Source organism: Oceaniferula marina (genome assembly GCF_013391475.1).
Classification (GTDB): domain Bacteria; phylum Verrucomicrobiota; class Verrucomicrobiia; order Verrucomicrobiales; family Akkermansiaceae; genus Oceaniferula; species Oceaniferula marina.
The window spans coordinates 412,484-430,111 of the sequence record NZ_JACBAZ010000001.1; the positions used below are offsets into that span (position 1 = coordinate 412,484).

Annotated in this window: 14 protein-coding genes; 7 read left to right on the forward strand and 7 right to left on the reverse strand. The window is 50.7% G+C overall.

What is annotated here, in order from left to right; translation table 11 throughout:
* The first annotated feature begins 10 nt into the window (after positions 1 to 10).
* Both HW115_RS01630 and HW115_RS01635 read left to right on the forward strand, forming a co-directional pair.
* Positions 11 to 1,981, forward strand: coding sequence for a fumarate reductase/succinate dehydrogenase flavoprotein subunit (locus HW115_RS01630; protein WP_178930831.1), 1,971 nt, complete (start codon positions 11 to 13; stop codon positions 1,979 to 1,981).
* A gap of 46 nt (positions 1,982 to 2,027) precedes the next feature.
* On the forward strand, positions 2,028 to 2,789 hold the full coding sequence (locus tag HW115_RS01635; protein WP_178930832.1) for a succinate dehydrogenase/fumarate reductase iron-sulfur subunit: 762 nt from the start codon (positions 2,028 to 2,030) through the stop codon (positions 2,787 to 2,789).
* 208 nt (positions 2,790 to 2,997) lie between these two features.
* Here HW115_RS01635 and HW115_RS01640 read toward each other — a convergent pair whose 3' ends face one another.
* Complete coding sequence (locus HW115_RS01640; RefSeq protein WP_178930833.1) at positions 2,998 to 4,218, reverse strand: hypothetical protein; 1,221 nt, start codon at positions 4,216 to 4,218, stop codon at positions 2,998 to 3,000.
* 104 nt (positions 4,219 to 4,322) lie between these two features.
* On the opposite strand from HW115_RS01640, the gene HW115_RS01645 reads away from it, so the two are divergent.
* Together HW115_RS01645 and HW115_RS01650 are read left to right on the forward strand one after the other, a co-directional pair.
* Positions 4,323 to 5,243: an RluA family pseudouridine synthase gene (locus HW115_RS01645; RefSeq protein ID WP_178931425.1), complete on the forward strand. Its 921-nt coding sequence runs from the start codon at positions 4,323 to 4,325 to the stop codon at positions 5,241 to 5,243.
* Between the two features lie 146 nt (positions 5,244 to 5,389).
* Positions 5,390 to 5,644 (forward strand): hypothetical protein, encoded by a 255-nt coding sequence (locus tag HW115_RS01650; RefSeq protein WP_178930834.1) that lies wholly within the window; start codon positions 5,390 to 5,392, stop codon positions 5,642 to 5,644.
* A 14-nt stretch (positions 5,645 to 5,658) separates the two neighbouring features.
* Here the strand turns inward: HW115_RS01650 and HW115_RS01655 are convergent, their stop codons facing one another.
* The 5 genes from HW115_RS01655 to HW115_RS01675 all read right to left on the reverse strand — a co-directional run bounded on the left by HW115_RS01655 (position 5,659) and on the right by HW115_RS01675 (position 13,363).
* Positions 5,659 to 7,269 (reverse strand): DUF4955 domain-containing protein, encoded by a 1,611-nt coding sequence (locus tag HW115_RS01655; RefSeq protein ID WP_178930835.1) that lies wholly within the window; start codon positions 7,267 to 7,269, stop codon positions 5,659 to 5,661.
* Positions 7,270 to 7,291: 22 nt separating this feature from the next.
* A complete protein-coding gene (locus HW115_RS01660) occupies positions 7,292 to 8,602 on the reverse strand; it encodes a sulfatase-like hydrolase/transferase (RefSeq protein WP_178930836.1) in 1,311 nt (436 codons plus the stop codon).
* 130 nt (positions 8,603 to 8,732) lie between these two features.
* Complete coding sequence (locus HW115_RS01665; RefSeq protein WP_178930837.1) at positions 8,733 to 10,085, reverse strand: sulfatase-like hydrolase/transferase; 1,353 nt, start codon at positions 10,083 to 10,085, stop codon at positions 8,733 to 8,735.
* Between the two features lie 212 nt (positions 10,086 to 10,297).
* Positions 10,298 to 12,388 (reverse strand): sialidase family protein, encoded by a 2,091-nt coding sequence (locus tag HW115_RS01670; protein ID WP_178930838.1) that lies wholly within the window; start codon positions 12,386 to 12,388, stop codon positions 10,298 to 10,300.
* Between the two features lie 108 nt (positions 12,389 to 12,496).
* Positions 12,497 to 13,363, reverse strand: a complete 867-nt coding sequence (locus HW115_RS01675) for a sialate O-acetylesterase (RefSeq protein WP_178930839.1) — start codon at positions 13,361 to 13,363, stop codon at positions 12,497 to 12,499.
* Positions 13,364 to 13,517: 154 nt separating this feature from the next.
* Between HW115_RS01675 and HW115_RS01680 the strand changes: the two genes are divergently transcribed.
* From HW115_RS01680 to pheA, 3 genes are all read left to right on the forward strand, one after another.
* Positions 13,518 to 14,030: a lactoylglutathione lyase family protein gene (locus tag HW115_RS01680; protein WP_178930840.1), complete on the forward strand. Its 513-nt coding sequence runs from the start codon at positions 13,518 to 13,520 to the stop codon at positions 14,028 to 14,030.
* A gap of 113 nt (positions 14,031 to 14,143) precedes the next feature.
* On the forward strand, positions 14,144 to 14,938 hold the full coding sequence (gene scpB / locus HW115_RS01685) for an SMC-Scp complex subunit ScpB (RefSeq protein ID WP_178930841.1): 795 nt from the start codon (positions 14,144 to 14,146) through the stop codon (positions 14,936 to 14,938).
* A gap of 37 nt (positions 14,939 to 14,975) precedes the next feature.
* The gene (gene pheA, locus HW115_RS01690) at positions 14,976 to 16,046 is read left to right on the forward strand and encodes a prephenate dehydratase (RefSeq protein ID WP_178930842.1); all 1,071 of its coding nucleotides are present in this window, start codon (positions 14,976 to 14,978) and stop codon (positions 16,044 to 16,046) included.
* Between the two features lie 87 nt (positions 16,047 to 16,133).
* Here the strand turns inward: pheA and HW115_RS01695 are convergent, their stop codons facing one another.
* Positions 16,134 to 17,597, reverse strand: a complete 1,464-nt coding sequence (locus HW115_RS01695; protein ID WP_227021217.1) for a sulfatase-like hydrolase/transferase — start codon at positions 17,595 to 17,597, stop codon at positions 16,134 to 16,136.
* Between the last annotated feature and the right edge of the window lie 31 nt (positions 17,598 to 17,628).

The following is a 17,628-nucleotide window of genomic DNA, read 5'->3' on the forward strand; positions in this document are numbered from 1 at the left end:
TTTAAACACCATGTCACTAGATAGCAAAATTCCAGAAGGCCCGATCGAGCAGAAATGGACCAAACACAAAATGGACTCCAAGCTCATCAACCCGGCGAACAAGCGGAAATACACCGTTATCGTCGTCGGTTCCGGCCTCGCCGGTGGAGCTGCCGCAGCCTCCCTTTCCGAAATGGGATACAAGGTTAAGTGCTTCTGCTACCAGGATAGCCCGCGCCGCGCACACTCAATCGCGGCTCAAGGAGGTATCAATGCCGCTAAAAATTACCAGAACGACGGCGACTCCGTTTATCGTTTGTTCTACGACACGGTCAAAGGTGGTGACTTCCGGGCACGCGAAGCCAACGTTTACCGATTGGCCGAGGTTTCCAATGAGATCATCGACCAGTGCACCGCCCAGGGTGTCCCCTTCGCCCGCGAATACGGCGGTCTTCTCGACAACCGTTCATTCGGTGGAGCTCAGGTTTCACGGACATTCTACGCTCGTGGCCAGACGGGTCAGCAACTCCTGATCGGCTGCTACCAAGCGCTGGAAAAAGAAGTTGCCAAAGGAGGTGTGGAAATGTTCACCCGCACCGAGATGATGGATGTCGTCAAGGTCAACGGACATGCCAAAGGGATTGTCGTGCGCGACATGGTCACGGGTGAAGTCAGCTCCCATGCTGGTGATGCCGTAATTCTTGCAACCGGGGGATACGGAAACGTCTTTTTCCTCTCCACCAATGCCATGGGGTGCAACGTCACCGCCGCCTTCCGGGCCCACAAGCGGGGTGCTTATTTCGCCAACCCATGCTACACCCAGATTCACCCGACCTGTATTCCAGTCAGCGGTGACTACCAATCCAAGCTGACTCTGATGTCAGAGTCCCTGCGAAATGACGGCCGCATCTGGGTTCCCAAATCCAAGGAAGATGCCGAAGCCATCCGCACAGGCAAGAAAACGCCCGAGGATATTGCTGAGGACGACCGCGACTATTATCTCGAACGGAAATACCCATCCTTTGGTAACCTTGCCCCACGTGATGTTTCATCCCGAGCAGCCAAGGAAGCCTGCGACGACGGCCGCGGTGTCGCACCAACCGGACTCGGTGTGTATCTCGACTTCAAGGATGCAATTGCTCGCCTTGGTGAGGATGTCATCCGGGCCCGCTACGGAAACCTCTTCCAGATGTATGAAAAGATCACCGGTGACAATCCATACAAAACACCGATGCAAATCTACCCTGCTGTGCACTACACCATGGGAGGACTCTGGGTTGACTACAACCTGCAGACTACCGTTCCCGGACTGCACTGCCTCGGTGAAGCCAACTTCTCGGACCACGGAGCCAACCGACTCGGAGCTTCCGCTCTGATGCAAGGATTGGCTGATGGATACTTTGTTATCCCCTCCACCATCGCCGTTTATCTTGCCGGAGAAAAACCAGGCAGCATCACCACCGAAATGGATGAGTTCAAACAGGTGGAAAAAGATGTGCAAGATCGCATGGACGCCCTGATCAATGTCAAGGGTAACCGCACCGTTGACTCTTTCCACAAGGAACTGGGTCTCCTGATGTGGGATAACTGCGGTATGGCCCGCACGAAAGAAAGCCTTGAAAAGGCGCTCGAGCGCATTCCTCAGATCCGTGATGAGTTCTGGAAAAATGTTCGAGTCCCCGGCGAAGCCTCCGGTATCAATGCCGAACTGGAGAAAGCAGCCCGCGTCGCCGACTTCCTCGAGTTCGCCGAGGTCATGTGCTACGATGCGCTGGAACGCGATGAATCCTGTGGTGGTCACTTCCGCCTCGAATACCAATTCACCAACGACTCCCCAGAGGTGCAAGCCGGAACCACCCAACCTGGTGAAGCCATGCGCCGTGACGACCAATTTGCCTACGTCGCAGCCTGGGAATTCAAGGGGGTTGGAGCCAAACCCGACCTTCATAAGGAGGAACTCAGTTTCGAAAGCATTCAACTTGCCATCCGAAGCTACGCCTAAGCCACTGACACCATCATACATTTGAACCTTTAACGATTTACTAACAATGTCCAAACTGAATCTCACTCTCAAAGTCTGGCGTCAGAAAAACGCAAACGAAGAAGGGCACATCGAGACCTACGATGCCAAGGATATCCCGATCGAGGCATCCTTTCTGGAAATGCTCGACATCGTCAATGAACGTATTCTCAACGACGGCGGCGAACCCATTCACTTCGACCACGATTGCCGTGAAGGTATTTGCGGGCAATGCTCACTTACAGTCAATGGCATCCCCCACTCCAAGGAGCGAGGCATCACCGTTTGCCAGCTTCACATGCGGAAGTTTAAATCCGGTGATACCATTTGGATCGAGCCATGGCGCGCCAAGGCCTTCCCATTGCTGCGTGACCTGATGGTTGATCGGTCTGCTTTTGACCGCATCATCGCAGCCGGTGGCTACATCGACGTGCGCACCGGTTCGGCCCAGGATGCCAACAACCTGCCTATTGCTAAAACCAAAGCGGATGCCTCCATGGATGCCGCGGCATGTATCGGTTGCGGTGCCTGCGTGGCAGCCTGTAAGAATGCAAGTGCTATGCTGTTTGTTTCTGCGAAAGCTGCACACCTCAATTTGCTGCCACAAGGGTCTCCTGAGAAGGATAGACGCGTGCTCGGCATGGTGCGTCAGATGGACGCTGAAGGATTTGGTAACTGCACCAACCTTTACGAATGTGAAGCGGTCTGTCCTAAAGAGATCAGCGCTGAAAACATCGCACGTCTCAACCGCGATTACGCCATGGCTGTGACGCGCGAGGCTCTTGCCTAATCAACGAGCGTTCATCAAAACGCCAATCTCATCCCATTTACATCAACGGGCCCTCCGAATCAACGGATGGCCCGTTTTTGATGTGATTCGGGGCAATCGATCCGGGACTCATGGATCACCTAGGGCGTTTTTGTACACCTGATCCGATCATCCACCGTTTCGTCTGATTGGCGGAGTGATATGATCCAGTTATTCCTCCCCGTGAAGGCTAGAAATAGAAGTTGTAGATCAACTCGAGCGGTTCACCGTCCAACTCCTTGACCACGGCACTTGGCATCTTGGGAAGCTTTGCCTGTCTGATCGCACGCTGGGTAAAGCCACGTTCAATGAAATTGGCAGCAATCACCTCTTGAAACTTAACCCCTGAAACCTTCCCCTTTTCATCGACGTAGAACCTCAATGAAATCACTCCCGGAACGATGTGGTCTCGGTGCTGCTCACAGTTGCGCCTCCACTGAAGCTCCACGGCCTTGCTCACCTGAGCCTGGTAGCGGCCGAGAGCCGTGTTCTTGACATTGAGGGAGCTTTTGCCTCGTCGATTGATTGACCCGGTTACTCGATTTTTCCGTGAGTGCCCGCTGAATCCGTCTTTTTTAGGTTTCTGGTCAATTTCTTCACCCTGACTCTCCTTGTTTTCTCCCTCATTGGGGCGTTCTTTCGGTGATTCATCGGCTTTCGGTCGATCCTGAACAAGCCCCTTGCCTTCTCCAGCATCCGTATTCGGCAACATCTCTCCTTTATCGAGATGCTTGTTTTTTGGCCGGGCTGAGTCTTCTTGCTCGGGTTCCGGGGTTTCGACTTTAGGAGCAATATCAACATCCGGAGTGTCCTTTCGTGAGGCGGTTTCCTCCTGTGGAGTTTCGGTTTCCTCTCCGGTTTTGTCCATGCCCACCGATCCGTCTTCGTATTCACGTGTCACGGTCTCAACTTGCCCTGGAAATAATGGGTTCTCACCATCCTGAGATGGCGTATTGGGGTCGGCCCCCAGTGTGGGAGCCAAATCCGAAGCTGCCAACGTGTCGCGATCACCGATCAAGTCAGTGGGTTGGTCCGGGGTTCCTGCCTGATCTTCCGAGGTTCTCGCATACTTGCGTTTCTGCTCGGGTAAAGCCTTCTCCTGCTGGGGTGGCTGCTCCTCGGCAATTTCGGGTTTCGGGATTTTGGGTATTTCAGGTAGCGGCGGCAACTGCTTTGGCTGAGGCAAAGGTTCCGGCTCCGGCAATTCGACGGGTTCGGGTTCAACAAAGGGTTTTAACACCACCGTTACTTCGGGCTCAGGGCGCTCCTCATATGGAGTCTCTTGATAGGCAAAAATAGGCAGATCCCAAAGAATCAGCAATATCCATGAACCAAAGACCAGTCCGTGCACAGCAAATGCGGCGGCCACCGAGATGATGGCGCGCTTCTGAATCAAGCTGAACTGGCTCATGCCCATGATTTTACTGCCAAATAGCAAATACGAAACTATAATTTACAAAAGATCCCGCCATCGTGACGGTTGACTTCATCGGACGGCTCATCCAGTCTGGGTGCGTGAAGATCCAGGTTGATTGTAGAGAACCACAGCGAATCGACCAATTTCTGGCGTCGAAACTGCCCGAGCTTTCCCGGTCGAGAATTCAATCCCTCTTAAAATCAGGGGATATTCTACTCAATGGAAGCAAAAGCAAAGCTAAGCAATCGGTCAGTGATGGGGATCTGATTGTGGTGGAGGTGCCCGAACCCGAACCCGCAGAGGCTCAAGCACAGGAAATCCCACTCGATGTTCTCTATGAGGATGACGATATCATTGTCATCAATAAAGCTCACGGAATGGTCGTTCATCCTGCCGCAGGCAATGCAGACGGAACACTCGTCAATGCTCTGCTCCATCATTGCCATGGCCAATTAGCAGGCATCGGCGGCGTGGAACGCCCCGGTATCGTTCACCGGCTCGACAAGGACACCTCCGGCTGCATTGTTTGTGCTAAAAACGACAAAGCACACCAGTCCTTGGTCGGTCAATTCGCAGAACGCAACACAGAAAAACAATACCTCACCGTAGTACAAAGCCCACCCACCCAGCCGGAGGGCCACATCTTCACCCATATAGGCAGGCATCCGGTCAACCGCATGAAAATGGCGGTATGCAACCCAGGCTCAGGCAAAACGGCCATCACCGATTACAAGGTGCTTTACCAGGCACCGGACAATACCTGCCTCGTTCTCTGTGACCTCCACACCGGCCGAACCCACCAGATCCGAGTGCATATGGGCCACTTGGGCACGCCTATCCTGGGAGACCCCATCTACGCAAAACCAGCAAGGCAGGTATGCCAACCAGGAAGGTTGATGCTGCATGCCTGGAAGTTATCGCTCGATCACCCACGGACATCTGAGCGCCTGGCTTTTCTGGCACCTGTCCCCGAGGCCTATCGTCCCTGGACCCAGGCATGTGAGCTCGGTCTCGAATAATCGAGTTCGCCACCAAGCTGTATGCTCAAACCATTCTCCCAGTTAAATTGGCAGAATGGTTTGAGTTTAAGATGATGATTCAGTCAGCAAGCTGAATGGCAAGGGAGCACTTGACTCTCTTTGATCTCAGCACCAGTATTCAGGCCATGAATAACGATGAATCATTGATCAATTCGCTCCTGCCAGCAGTTGAACAACAACTTGAATCGGATCAAACACCATACGTCAAATCCACCTTTTCTCGTTTGGTGGAAAAAGAAAAGACTAGTCCAGACGACGCCAAGGAAATGATCGCTTATTGTCTGGCCGAGGAGTCGAACCGTATGTTTATTGAGCAGAGGGATTTCGACCAAGCCCGCTACCGGGAGCTGCTTGATCTTCTGCCTGAGGTTGAAGTCTGACGTCCCCTTTTGCTTTATTCTTTCTTCTTCAGGGCCTTGAGCCACTTGGGGGTATTTCGCAAGCGCAGTTGCAATTGCGCTTCGTAAAGCGATTCAGGGCTGACGGGTTTTCCCAATGATTCCAGAGTTGATGTTTGTTCGGGCACAAAATTCACCAAGCCACCGTGGAAACCAATGACGTGAGGCATGATGATCTGCCCGTATTTTTTGTTGGTTTTGACAAACTCATAGGGGGCTTTTTTATCTTGGCTGGTATTGTGGTAATTCCAAAAAACAGCCCCCTCCAGATGGTTTGGCTGGCTTTGAACGGCACCACCCCAACGGCCATCTATAAAACCTCCGGTCACACGATCAAACAAGGTGTGACGGGGTTGTGAGGCATGCGCTTCGAAACTGGTGTCCGACGGATATCGAATCCGCCAAAAAACATTGCCTGAACTCATTCCCCCGACACCACAGGCGTGATGCTGGCTTGCCCGGTCATCGATCAACGCTCCTAAGCAGTGGGAACTATTACGAAAGGCAACAGCAGCGTGCCCCTTGTTGCCGTCCAGCAGGATCTCGGACACTGTGATATGCGCGCTGTTATTCAATGATAAGGCATTATTGCTATCCGTGAATCTGCACCTTCGGACCCAGCCATTGGCCACATGAGAAAATGACAGCAAGCTCCAGCCACCATCATGCAAGGCCGATTGATGATGGACAAATTTTTCATGCCAATTTCCGACAAACGCAATATCCTCGATACCCACGCCCACAATGGGAGACCACTGTTCCACGGTCCACCCCTCATCAGGGTTAACAGCGTAGTGTAATGGGGCTCTCAAGGTCACTTGTGATTGCTGCACTGACTTGACTTGGTGGTATTCACGGATTTGAACACCCCCTTCCATGATCTTTTTCCATTCGGCCCTGGGTTTGTAGGGGGCCAAAGCACTCGCTATCGCCGATTTAGAGTTGTCCCTGCGTCGAATTCCAACCCAATCACCAGCTTGAAGTCGATCCGGAGTATCCATCTGGATCTTCAAGCTGTCTACTGGTGAGGGCTGAACCAACTTCCCGAGCTGCTTTGATTTTCTCCATGGAGCCGACACTTGGATCATGTAGGGAGTGGTCCACATTTTATCAGGATCCTTGGCTTCGAGAGCGTGCCGCATAAACAACTCAGTGCCGCCTGCTCCCGATCCGGAACCACGCAGTATGATACGACTCGACTGAACCCTGATAATTGCGTTCTGATCGTCGCCTGGTTCATTGATAAGAAAGCGACCACGCGGAAAATAAATAATCCCCCCTCCTGCCTTGCTCGCGGCATCAATGGCTTTCTGAATAGCGATCTTATCCGATTTCCCATCATTGGGGGTGGCACCATACTGGGTCACATCAAAGGTGCGCCCTTTGACGTCCGGGATAGGGACCTCCCCTCGTCGGTATCCCACATAGGAATAATCAATCAGCGGGGTTGGTTTGCCGGATTGTTTGGCCTTCTGATACGCACTCCACGTAGGGCTTACTTGATGCACCGCTTCACAATCACAACGACTCGTCTCAGCCTTTGAGATGGGAGTCGAGCTCAAGATGCCCCCCAATGCGGACAAATAAAAGAAATGAGAAGCATTCATAAAATCGATACAGGCATTCCCATTACTTTGGTTTCATCTTGGAGCTTGAATCTTGAGCAACGTCACGCTTCCAATCCTTCAGCAGGGACAATAGTTTTTGAGTTTGTTCTGGCTTCGTTTTTGATAGATCGGATTGCTCACCCACATCTTGTTTGAGGTTGTAGAGCAAAACTTTTTTCTTGTCTAACACCAGCTTGAAATCCCCCTGCCGAACGGCAACCCCTCGCCCCGTGCTCCAGAACAAGGTTCGAGGAGCCAACGGCTTACCCTGCAGAGCGGGAAGAATATCAACACCGTCGAGTTCACGTTTATCTTCAACCTTCCCTCCAGCGAGAGAAACGAACGTGGGAAACAAGTCCATCGTCATCATGGTTTGGTGGCAAGTTTGCCCCTGTTCCAGGTGTTCCGGCCAATTGAAGATTCCGCAGACGCGATGGCCACCTTCCCATATGCTTCCCTTTTTACCTTTTAACACCCCGGCAGACCCCGAACGCGCTGGGCCGTTATCGGAGCAGAAGACGATCAATGTGTTCTTCCTAATTTGCAGACGCTCAAGCTCGGTTACCAGTTTGCCAATGCCCTCGTCCATCACCTCCACCATTTCTTTATATATGGCTTGGGGATTTTCCAATACCTGTCGAGGTTGTTTGCCATGGGGTTTCCCAACAACACGGTGTCCCGGAGTCTTTCTCCCCTGCAAGGGATAATGCGGAGCTCCATGTGTCAGCATAAGGAAAAACGGACGGTCTTTATTTCGTTTAATGAAGTCGACCCCATGTTGTGAAATGAGGTCGGTGATATATCCGGGTTCGTCTTTGAGTTCATCCTGCACCCACCAGTCAGCATACCCTTCTTGATCAATATGACGGTGGTAATCCACATTGCCGGAGACGAAGCCTCTAAATTCATCGAAGCCTTGTTTCACCGGGTTAAACTTGGCTTGATAACCCAAATGCCACTTACCAAACATGGCTGTGCGATAACCCAACGACTTCATAGCTTCAGCCACCGTCCACTCATTGGTGGCAAGGCCGGCATGTCGATGGCTCTTTGCTGTGATCACACCCGTAACACCACTCCGTTGTTGATATCTTCCTGTGATCAAAGCGGCCCGCGTGGGAGAACAAACCGCACCATTCGAATGGAAATCAGTGCACCTCACCCCGCCGGTTGCCAACTTGTCCAATACCGGGGTCTCAATCAATTGGGAACCATAACAAGATAAATCAGCATAGCCCAAATCATCAGCCATGATTAAAATCACGTTAGGCTTGTCCGCCGCCATGACCTGCAATGCGAATAGTATCGAGCTAAGAGCAATCAACAACTTCATATCTTCACTATACTGGTTATGAGGAATACAATTTTCATATTCTTTGGCATAGGTCATGTATGCCCCACGCTACTCGAGTGCATACCATCGTTTCCACTCGGTTGCATATGAACTATCGGGACGCCGCCGATTACTTTTGATCCCAATAGCGCATCATAAACTGGTCATTGCGCTTGGAATATTTTTTCGTCCACAATGGCTCAGGCAATGACGCGTCCCAGGTCCGAAGCAAGGGTTCAAGTTCAGTTGCTTTTTCCGGGTGTTGCTTCAGCAGGTTCAACTGTTCGGTCTGGTCTGACTTGAGATTGAACAAAAACTTCGGCTGATTATTGAAGCAAATCAACTTCCAGTCACCATAACGAACGGCCGATGTATTGCCTCGCCGCCAGAACAAGGGAACCGTATCACCTTTCGCTTCATCTATGTTCAACAAATCCCTGCCTGAGAACTTCAATGCTTGGAGTTCATCCTCGGAATATCCAGCTTGTTTACAAAAGGTATAGCTAATATCCAAAGTATTCACAGGGACATTCGAAACGGAGGGTTTGACTTTACCTTTCCAATGCAGGGAATAAGGCACTCTGATTCCACCTTCCCATAGAGAACCCTTTCGCCCACGGAACCCCCCATTGTTTGTTTTGAGGTAGGTAGCCCCACCGTTGTCATTGCTAAACACAATCAAAGTGTTTTCTTCCAGTCCTTGCTGTTTGATTTCATCCAGCACATAGCCAATGGAACGGTCCAAAGCAATCGTCATAGCGCCTAAGACCCGTCGTTTTTTATCTTCTATCGAAGACAGGGCTTTCAGATCTTCGTCTCTGGCGTGGAGGGGTGAGTGAACGGCGTTATATGCCAGATAAATAAAAAACGGCTTCTCTTTGTTGTTTCTGACAAAACGTGCGGCCTCTTTCCCAAGGTGATCTGTGAGATATTCAGGAGTCTTTACAACTTCCCTGTTGTTCATCAAATTGAATGCTTGGTTCGGTTTTTCCAATGGCCAGAAGCTACGATGCCCTCCGAGAAAACCAACAAAGTGATCAAACCCTCGATTATTCGGATGAAAATGATCATGCTCACCAAGATGCCATTTACCAAACACCGAAGTAACATACCCTTTTTTTTGCAACAAACTCCCTAGCGTAGGCACATTACGCGGTAGACCAAATTGCTCCGGAGCGATCGGCTCCGTTAACCCTCCTGTCAGATTTTCTTCAAACCCAAACGACTGCTGATACCGACCGCTAATGAGTCCCGCTCTGGAAGGAGCACAAATTGAAGCCGTCACATAGGCATGGTCGAAGCGCACTCCCTGAGTGGCAATACGATCAATTTGAGGAGTCTCCCAATCCTGACAACCAGTAAAGCCAAAGTCATCATAACCCGCATCATCGATCAGAATGAATATAAGGTTGGGAGTTTTTCCAGCGAAGAGCAGCGGGCACCCCAACAACAAAACAAGCAAAAGAGAATAGAAGAAGCGCATGGTATATTTTAAGTTCCGATTGTGAGCGTTAGATCGAATACCTTGGCCAAAGACCAGCTCTTTCACATCGCGAATGGTTTGAGTTGCATTCCAGTCTACACCCAATGCCCTACCTAAAGCATCGAGTGTCTGACTGGATCACGCAAAAAGGTATTCCCCCCGTCCCAATACCCATGCGTGAGTTTCAGATCCAATCCAGCCAAAGCGCTTGTTTATTGACTCCCCGTCTTGCCCATCAACTCATCCAGAGTGAGGCGTTCGAAGGTCATATTGGATTGGCTTCCTTCATAGATGATTCCGATATCTTTGCGATCACCATCATGAACCAGTGAAAGGCATGAATACGCCCCTCCAATCTCATCCAATAAATACGGGTCCGACCATGTCTCTCCTTCATCAAGGCTGTAACGAATGGACATATGAGAGCGTCTCTTTTTACCTCCGTCAGCGGGGCCGGAAAAGAGCAGGATGTCTTGTTTATCACCATCCTTGGTAGATGAATAACGTAGAATCGATGCCATACAGCCTGACATATTGAACGTGCCTCGTCCCGAGGTCGGGTGTTGCTTCCAGGTTTTACCGAGGTCCGAGGTCGTGAAGACGGCTCGACCACCAGCAGAAATACGGCAGTTGAGCATCAACGAACCATCGTTCAACTCAACGACCTGCGCTTCCGTTGTTTCCTGAGGATAATCCACACCGGGAGCCACCGTCCATGTTTCCCCATGGTCCTTGCTATACAAGATCGAGGACCGGGCCGAGTAGCGTGGCTTCGATGCAGTGCCCAGATTTTCTTTGTATTGAAAAGCAAAGACGAGCGTGCCATCGCGCGTGGTGATCCCGGCACCCGGCCCCTGGAGCATTAATTGCCACTCAGGGTTCTTGATTTCCGGGGTGAGGTTGCGAGGTTTTGACCAGGTTTTTCCATCGTCTTCGGATTTGACAATCACGACTTGCCCGGTGTCCTTGGGGTCCATTCCAGGTTTGGACTTCCCCCAATACCAACCACTGCTGAGTCCATGGGCAACAAGCCCCGTAATGTAAATGTGTCCGGTTTTGCGGTCGACCAAGATAGCGGGGTCACCCACCCCATTTTTATTTTCAGGTTGGCCTAACCACTCTCCCATATCGAGCACTGGTCGAGGAGCTTCCCAAGTTTTACCTCCGTCGGTGGAGCGAGACAGGCCAACATCAATGTCTCCGGGAAGATCACCATTTTGTTTCCAACGCAAATCATACACGGCGAGCAAAGAGCCTTCATTGCTTGTCACCATGCCGGGAATACGCATCCGCTTACATTCCATACTTGATCCATCTGTGCGGACCACAACATCACCACTATGGGCGACATTATATCCAATACGTTGACGGGTCGGCTCCCCTTTGTCGCTAGGTCTTAACACTCCAGCCTTGGCCAACTGAACAGAAGCGAGGGTTGCGACGACTCGATGTGATAGGTCTGCCGTCCCACTTAACTCAGGCACCAGAAAATAGCGGTTGGCTCCACTCCGAAGTTCTTGTTGAAAATTGAATACCAACTTTTTAGCCGCAGCATGCTTACCTACCTCAAGAGCTCCTTCAACATCGCTAGCCCCGTTCTTGCCAAGGTAGAGCGTGTAGGACTGGATATCTCCCAAAGCACTGGTTCCATCCGTGCTAATGACGACCTCTTGAATGGTGTCTGCTTTTTTACTGCCTTCAGTTGAAAGGTTAAAGCTAAGCAATGGAGTCTTACCACCACGGATCAGTGAAGGGATCTGCAATTGCTGTGCAGTCAATCCTTTGATCTCCATGTCACCATCAGGTACAATCTGAAGATTATCGAGCAAGACACCACTGTCTTTTTTTGTTGTTGCTGAAAAGCGGAAGGCACTGAAGCTCTCCCCCTTCAAATCGACATGGATAGTTTTGTCAAGTTGGCGCAATGGCAGCTTATCACCGTGATAGACCTTTTTCCATTTGTTTGCCTGTTTGCCTTCAATTGAAAAAGAAAAAGGGTTCGCTCCGGTCCACCGCTCCCCATTGAATTGAAGGTAAAGTAAAGGCTTTTGCAGGGATGAGGCCAATTCCAGAACAACCTCCCGTTTGCTTCCTCCATTGATTCTCAGAGAACCTGGAGTTTGATCTGCAGATTTGCTGTTAATGGATGCAGCTCCCGACTTCGCCTTAAAATGCCCCAAAGGACTCTTTAACGAAGTAAAATCGCCTTGCTTGAATCGACTGAAATCTTCAGCCCCAGCATACAAGGGGCCAGACGCGCATGTGATGAAAAGCAGAGGGTAAAGTAATCTGTGTGTAACCATGGATAGGCGGAATATAACGCTAGATCAAGGCCGCGCAAGTATGTCCGGCTGGACTGGTTGTCAGACCAGATCTATCACGGAGACTCGAAAACACGAAACGAGTTGACGTTATCGCTTTGCCTCTCCCTGCCGACGCCCCTTCTTTTCCTGTAACGCCACGAAATGCATGTAGAAGCGCTTGCCAATTTCCAGTTTGGCCTTTTTGTCAAAATGAAGCCGGTCATATAAGTGGCTCTGCAAATCCATGGTTGAAAAATGCGTGGTGTCATCACGCCTATCAGCCAATTCTTTTTGCAATCTTCGAGTCAAATCCCGCCGTTCTCCACTTGCGGCAATCCCTCCAACAACCGTCAGCATGGACCGGGCATGTGGTAGATCTTTTTTGAGCTCATCAATCAAATCCCCCAGGCGTTCCCCAGCCAGCTTGGCCTCGGTCGCAGAATTGCTCTCCCCCTGAAGATAGAGCATGGCAACAATCTCATAAGTGTGACCATGTTTTTCCAATTGGGCTACAGCCGCCTGCACCGTATCCAGAACATGTTGATACATCTGCTTTCCTTTAAGCCAATAGCCATTACCTCCACCACCGCGGCTAGCCTTGATCAAAAGAAAATCGCGACCTCCGTTCTCATAGAGCCCACGACAAAAAGCCACTTCCGGCCCCCAAAACGAGGGGTTACGCCCCTGCCCCTGTTGTTTTCGCATGGTGAGAATTTTACCTCCTGAGTCACCGATGATGGCAGCCGGCCCGTCCGCAGCCGTTGTCGAGCGATTGCTCCAGAAAAAAGGGATCCGGGCATCGAGTTCCGATGCGGGAAGATTCTCCGGATCCGTGTCGGTTTTGTTGGCCGTGGTTCCCAGTGAGTTAGACTGCCCGGTAAGGATAAATACCTTTATGTGTTTTGCCTGCACGCCAGGCATACAGAGAGTCAGAACACCCAGAGTAAGGCATGCTTTTTGAAGCAACCATTTCATTCGCGTATTTTTCAATTTCATGCACACAGAACATGTGTAGCGGATACATGCTAATAAAGCACAATTCAAGATTTTCGCAGCGACTAAGCACTGGTCGAGCAACCCGTCCAGATAATACTTGCAGACATTCGAAAATAACGTTTAATAAACCATTATGGCTACTAAACTACCCTATCCTCGAACCTTTTCACATATTGGTCTCTCCGTGCCTGATCTCGAGCAGGCGGTTCAATTTTATACAGAAGTCCTCGGTTGGTATGTCATCATGCCCCCCACTGTGATTAACTCGGATGATTCAGCCATCGGCATCATGTGTGACGATGTTTTTGGCAAAGGCTGGAACTCCTTCAAAATTGCCCATTTATCGACCGGAGACAAACTAGGGGTAGAGCTTTTCGAGTTTGAAAATGCAGAGGCTCCCGAGAATAACTTTGAATATTGGAAAACCGGCATTTTCCATTTCTGTGTGCAAGACCCGGATATCGAGGGGCTTGCCAACAAAATCGTGGCCCATGGAGGCAAGCAACGCATGCCTATCCGAGAATACTACCCAGGAGAAAAACCCTATCGCATGGTTTACTGCGAAGACCCCTTCGGTAACCTCATCGAACTCTACACCCATAGCTACGAGCTCACCTACTCTGCTGGCGCATATCAGGATGGTTAAGCGAATTTTCCGGACAACCGGCTGACTCAGCTGTCCAAGAATAGCCAAAATTCGTTCAATGTTGGCTATCTCCTCACTTGCAATCTGTCGATGATTCCTTAGGCTGTGCGGCCATGGAACTCGCAGCCATCATTGAAGCCCTGTTGATTGCGTCAGAAGAGCCTCTCCCCAGCTCCGAACTGGCCCGGCTTATCCGTGCCCGCGTTGCGGAAGCTGAGGACACACTAGCCACAGAGATTGAGGACGGAGCCGCAGCCGAAGGCTCCACTCTGCCTGAGGAACTCGCTAAACTTGCCAACGTCGATGAGAATGCCATTACGGCAAGCATTGTGCAGCTCAATCACAGTTATGAAACCTCAGGTCGGGCCTTTCTCTGTTCCGAACGGGCCAAAGGCTGGAAAATCTACACTCGTCCCGAATATGCCGATTTTGTCCGGCACCTTTTCCCTGGTAGAAAACCGAGCCGTTTGAGCGGCCCCGCCATGGAAACCCTAGCCATCATCGCTTACCGCCAACCGGTCACCAAGGCATCCCTCGAAGCCGTCCGGGGTGTCTCCTGTGATGGAATGCTGCAAAAACTTCTCGATCGCGAACTCGTCAAGGTCGGCGGCCGGGCCGAGCTGCCAGGCCGCCCACTTCTTTATGAAACCACGGATTTGTTTTTTGAGCATTTCGGGATCAAATCGGTCGAGGACTTGCCCAACGCCAACGAGTTAAGGTCCGTCAAACTCCCCGAACCCGAAGAAACTGCTGAATCTTCCCCAGAAGGTGAAGATGAGGCCCAGAGCTCTGCCAAGACAACAGAAGAAGCTGAAAAACAACTTGCTTTGAGTGCCGTTTCCCCGGAAGCAAGACCCCAAACCGATTCTGAAAATTCACCCGACGACACCACCACGGCTGACCAATAAGCCCCACCCGTTTTTCCCAATTCATTGAATTCATTCCATGCCACTCGACCAAATTCGCAAAAAAATCGACACCCTCGATCACCAATTGATCGGACTCCTCAGTGAACGCGCTGATCTCGTTCACGAAGTCGGGGAAATTAAAAAAGCAGAAGGTCTGCAAATTTACGCTCCCGAACGTGAACATGCGCTGCTGCGCCGCTTGGCCGAAATCAACCAAGGCCGTATCCCTGAAAAATCATTGCGTGCCATCTACCGGGAAATCATGTCCTCAGCTCTCGCTCTGGAGGATAACCTGACCGTGGCTTATCTTGGGCCTGAAGGAACCTGGACACATCAGGCTGCCATTAAAAAATTCGGTCACTCGATCAACTACGCATCCCAGGCAAACTTTGCCGAGGTTTTTGATCAGGTGGCTCGCCGCAAGGCCCACTACGGAGTCGTCCCGATTGAAAACTCAACGGAGGGTGCGATCTCACATACCCTCGATCTCTTTGTCGATTCTCCACTACAGATCTGTGCACAGATCATGTTAAGGATTGAAAACGGATTAATGGCCTGCATTCCAAGGGATGAGATCAAAACTCTCTATTCGCACCCGCAGGTGTTTGGCCAGTGTCGTAATTGGATTCTCCGCCATTTTCCAGAAGCGGACCTTGTCGAAGTTTCATCCACCACCAAAGCTGCCGCTCTAGCCCGCGAAAATGCCCCCAATGGAGCAGCTGCCCTCGGAGGCAAGCTGGCCGCAGAACTCAATGAGCTCACGATGCTTGAGGAATCCATCCAAGACCGATCCACCAATACCACCCGCTTTCTGGTGATCGGCGAGGAAACTTGTCCGGCAACCGGCAACGACCGCACATCCATTCTATTCTCCATTCACGACCGTCCAGGGTCACTGGTGAACGCCTTACAAGCATTTGATAAGCTCAACGTGAACATGAGCAAAATCGAATCGCGCCCCTCGAAACAACGAGACTGGGAGTACATTTTCTATGTGGACCTCGCCGGACACTGCACGGATGCTGCGGTCAGTGAAGCGCTACTGGAATTGGAGAAACATTGCTCATTGGTTAAAATGTTCGGCAGCTACCCCGACACCGAAAGTTAGGCTACCCCAACATATCCAGATACTCTGGCAACCATCGTCAGGGCAAATGCACTGCAGAGCCCGAGTTGGAATCTAGCCAATCCTAAGCTAGATTTCATCATAGAATTGGTAATCTTTATGGTTATGCAGGTGCTTTTGAACAGCCTTTGGCTTGGTATACAGCTCTAGAAAGCGTTTACCTTTTTTGGTTTGAAAGTAAGGATGTTGCTTCGTCAGGCCGGGATATTTATCCAGAATTTGAGAAAACTGCCTACGAACCTGCCTATGTTCCGGATCGGAATCAATCCGTTTGTATCCGCGTCCATCATGCTTGTTAGCACAATAATAAAACCGCCCTTCGGCAATACCCAGGATTGGGTTTACCACTTCCAAGAGGTGGGTTCGACTCCTGACCAAGCGGGTTGAGCCAATACAGGCAAAAATGTATTCGCGGTGTTTCGTTGACTCACCCGTCAAAAACGGCTTCAGGCTCTTACCGTCGATCGGCATGCTCTCTGGTAGCTTCTTACCCGCAAAATCAACCAGACTCGGCAGGATGTCTGAGAGGTCCGCAATTTCATCGCTTGCCCCTCGCTTCTTGATCCCACTCCCGTAAACAATCAAGGGGATGCGGCAACCACGTTCCGTCCCCCTGGATTTGGCGATGCTTGCGGTGCCGTTATCCGAGCAAAAAATGATCACCGTATTATCCATAACTCCAAGGGCTTTAGCCTTCTCCTCCAAGCGACCAACTAAGACATCGATGTAATCGTTCAAGGCTCGAAAATGAGAGCGGTTGTTTTCCTTGTTTCCTCCCAAATATCCTCTTTCGCCATACTTGGGCGTTGAGGGTGACCCTTTACGTGTCCCATGTGGGGCGACCATCGGGTAGTAAGCGAGGAAGGGTTTCCCCGATTTTACACTCCGCTCCATAAAGTCACAGAGGAAATCAGTGAACACATCGGGGCCGTAATCATCTTTCTTGGTTGGAACGAGGCGGCCATTTTGAACAACACATGGATGCCAGTATCTGGAAGGTGTTGATTCGTCCTCCCAGGCACCACGGTGTGTGGGGCTGTCTGGCAGTCTGGATAGCTCTTTGGGGCCTTCCCACAGACAATACTCATCAAACCCAACATGTTTGGCGTGGGGTGGTTCAGCTCCACCAATATGCCATTTACCAGCTACAGCAGTGGTATAGCCGGCATCTTGCATTAACTTACCGAAACTTGAATAATGTCTAAACAGGTTGTTTGATCCGTCACTTTGAGGAATGGAAAACCCATTGCTCCAAAAGCCTGTTTGAGTAGCATAACAGCCCGTCATGATTTGAGCACGTGCGGGACAACACAAGGCACTCCCCCATGCGGATTTAAACATCACTCCCTGACTTGCCATTCTATCCAGGTTGGGAGTCTTGGCATCCTGAGATCCATAGCAACCAAACATTTCAGGGCTGACATCATCTGCCATCACCAATATAATATTCGGCTGCCCAGCGTGTCCCACGGTGATTGTAACGACCGCAAATAAAACCACCCATATCAATCTCCGAAGCTCTCGTATGTTCATCGTATTTATTTTTTGATCTGATAATTCCAAA

Coding starts and splice junctions, on each gene's coding strand:
- HW115_RS01655 (WP_178930835.1), bottom strand. CDS start 7,269: ATGAATGCTTCTCATTTCTTTTATTTGTCCGCATTGGGGGGCATCTTG.
- HW115_RS01660 (WP_178930836.1), bottom strand. CDS start 8,602: ATGAAGTTGTTGATTGCTCTTAGCTCGATACTATTCGCATTGCAGGTC.
- pheA (WP_178930842.1), top strand. CDS start 14,976: ATGCCACTCGACCAAATTCGCAAAAAAATCGACACCCTCGATCACCAA.
- HW115_RS01670 (WP_178930838.1), bottom strand. CDS start 12,388: ATGGTTACACACAGATTACTTTACCCTCTGCTTTTCATCACATGCGCG.
- HW115_RS01650 (WP_178930834.1), top strand. CDS start 5,390: ATGAATAACGATGAATCATTGATCAATTCGCTCCTGCCAGCAGTTGAA.
- HW115_RS01665 (WP_178930837.1), bottom strand. CDS start 10,085: ATGCGCTTCTTCTATTCTCTTTTGCTTGTTTTGTTGTTGGGGTGCCCG.
- HW115_RS01675 (WP_178930839.1), bottom strand. CDS start 13,363: ATGAAATGGTTGCTTCAAAAAGCATGCCTTACTCTGGGTGTTCTGACT.
- HW115_RS01695 (WP_227021217.1), bottom strand. CDS start 17,597: ATGAACATACGAGAGCTTCGGAGATTGATATGGGTGGTTTTATTTGCG.
- scpB (WP_178930841.1), top strand. CDS start 14,144: ATGGAACTCGCAGCCATCATTGAAGCCCTGTTGATTGCGTCAGAAGAG.
- HW115_RS01630 (WP_178930831.1), top strand. CDS start 11: ATGTCACTAGATAGCAAAATTCCAGAAGGCCCGATCGAGCAGAAATGG.
- HW115_RS01680 (WP_178930840.1), top strand. CDS start 13,518: ATGGCTACTAAACTACCCTATCCTCGAACCTTTTCACATATTGGTCTC.
- HW115_RS01635 (WP_178930832.1), top strand. CDS start 2,028: ATGTCCAAACTGAATCTCACTCTCAAAGTCTGGCGTCAGAAAAACGCA.
- HW115_RS01640 (WP_178930833.1), bottom strand. CDS start 4,218: ATGAGCCAGTTCAGCTTGATTCAGAAGCGCGCCATCATCTCGGTGGCC.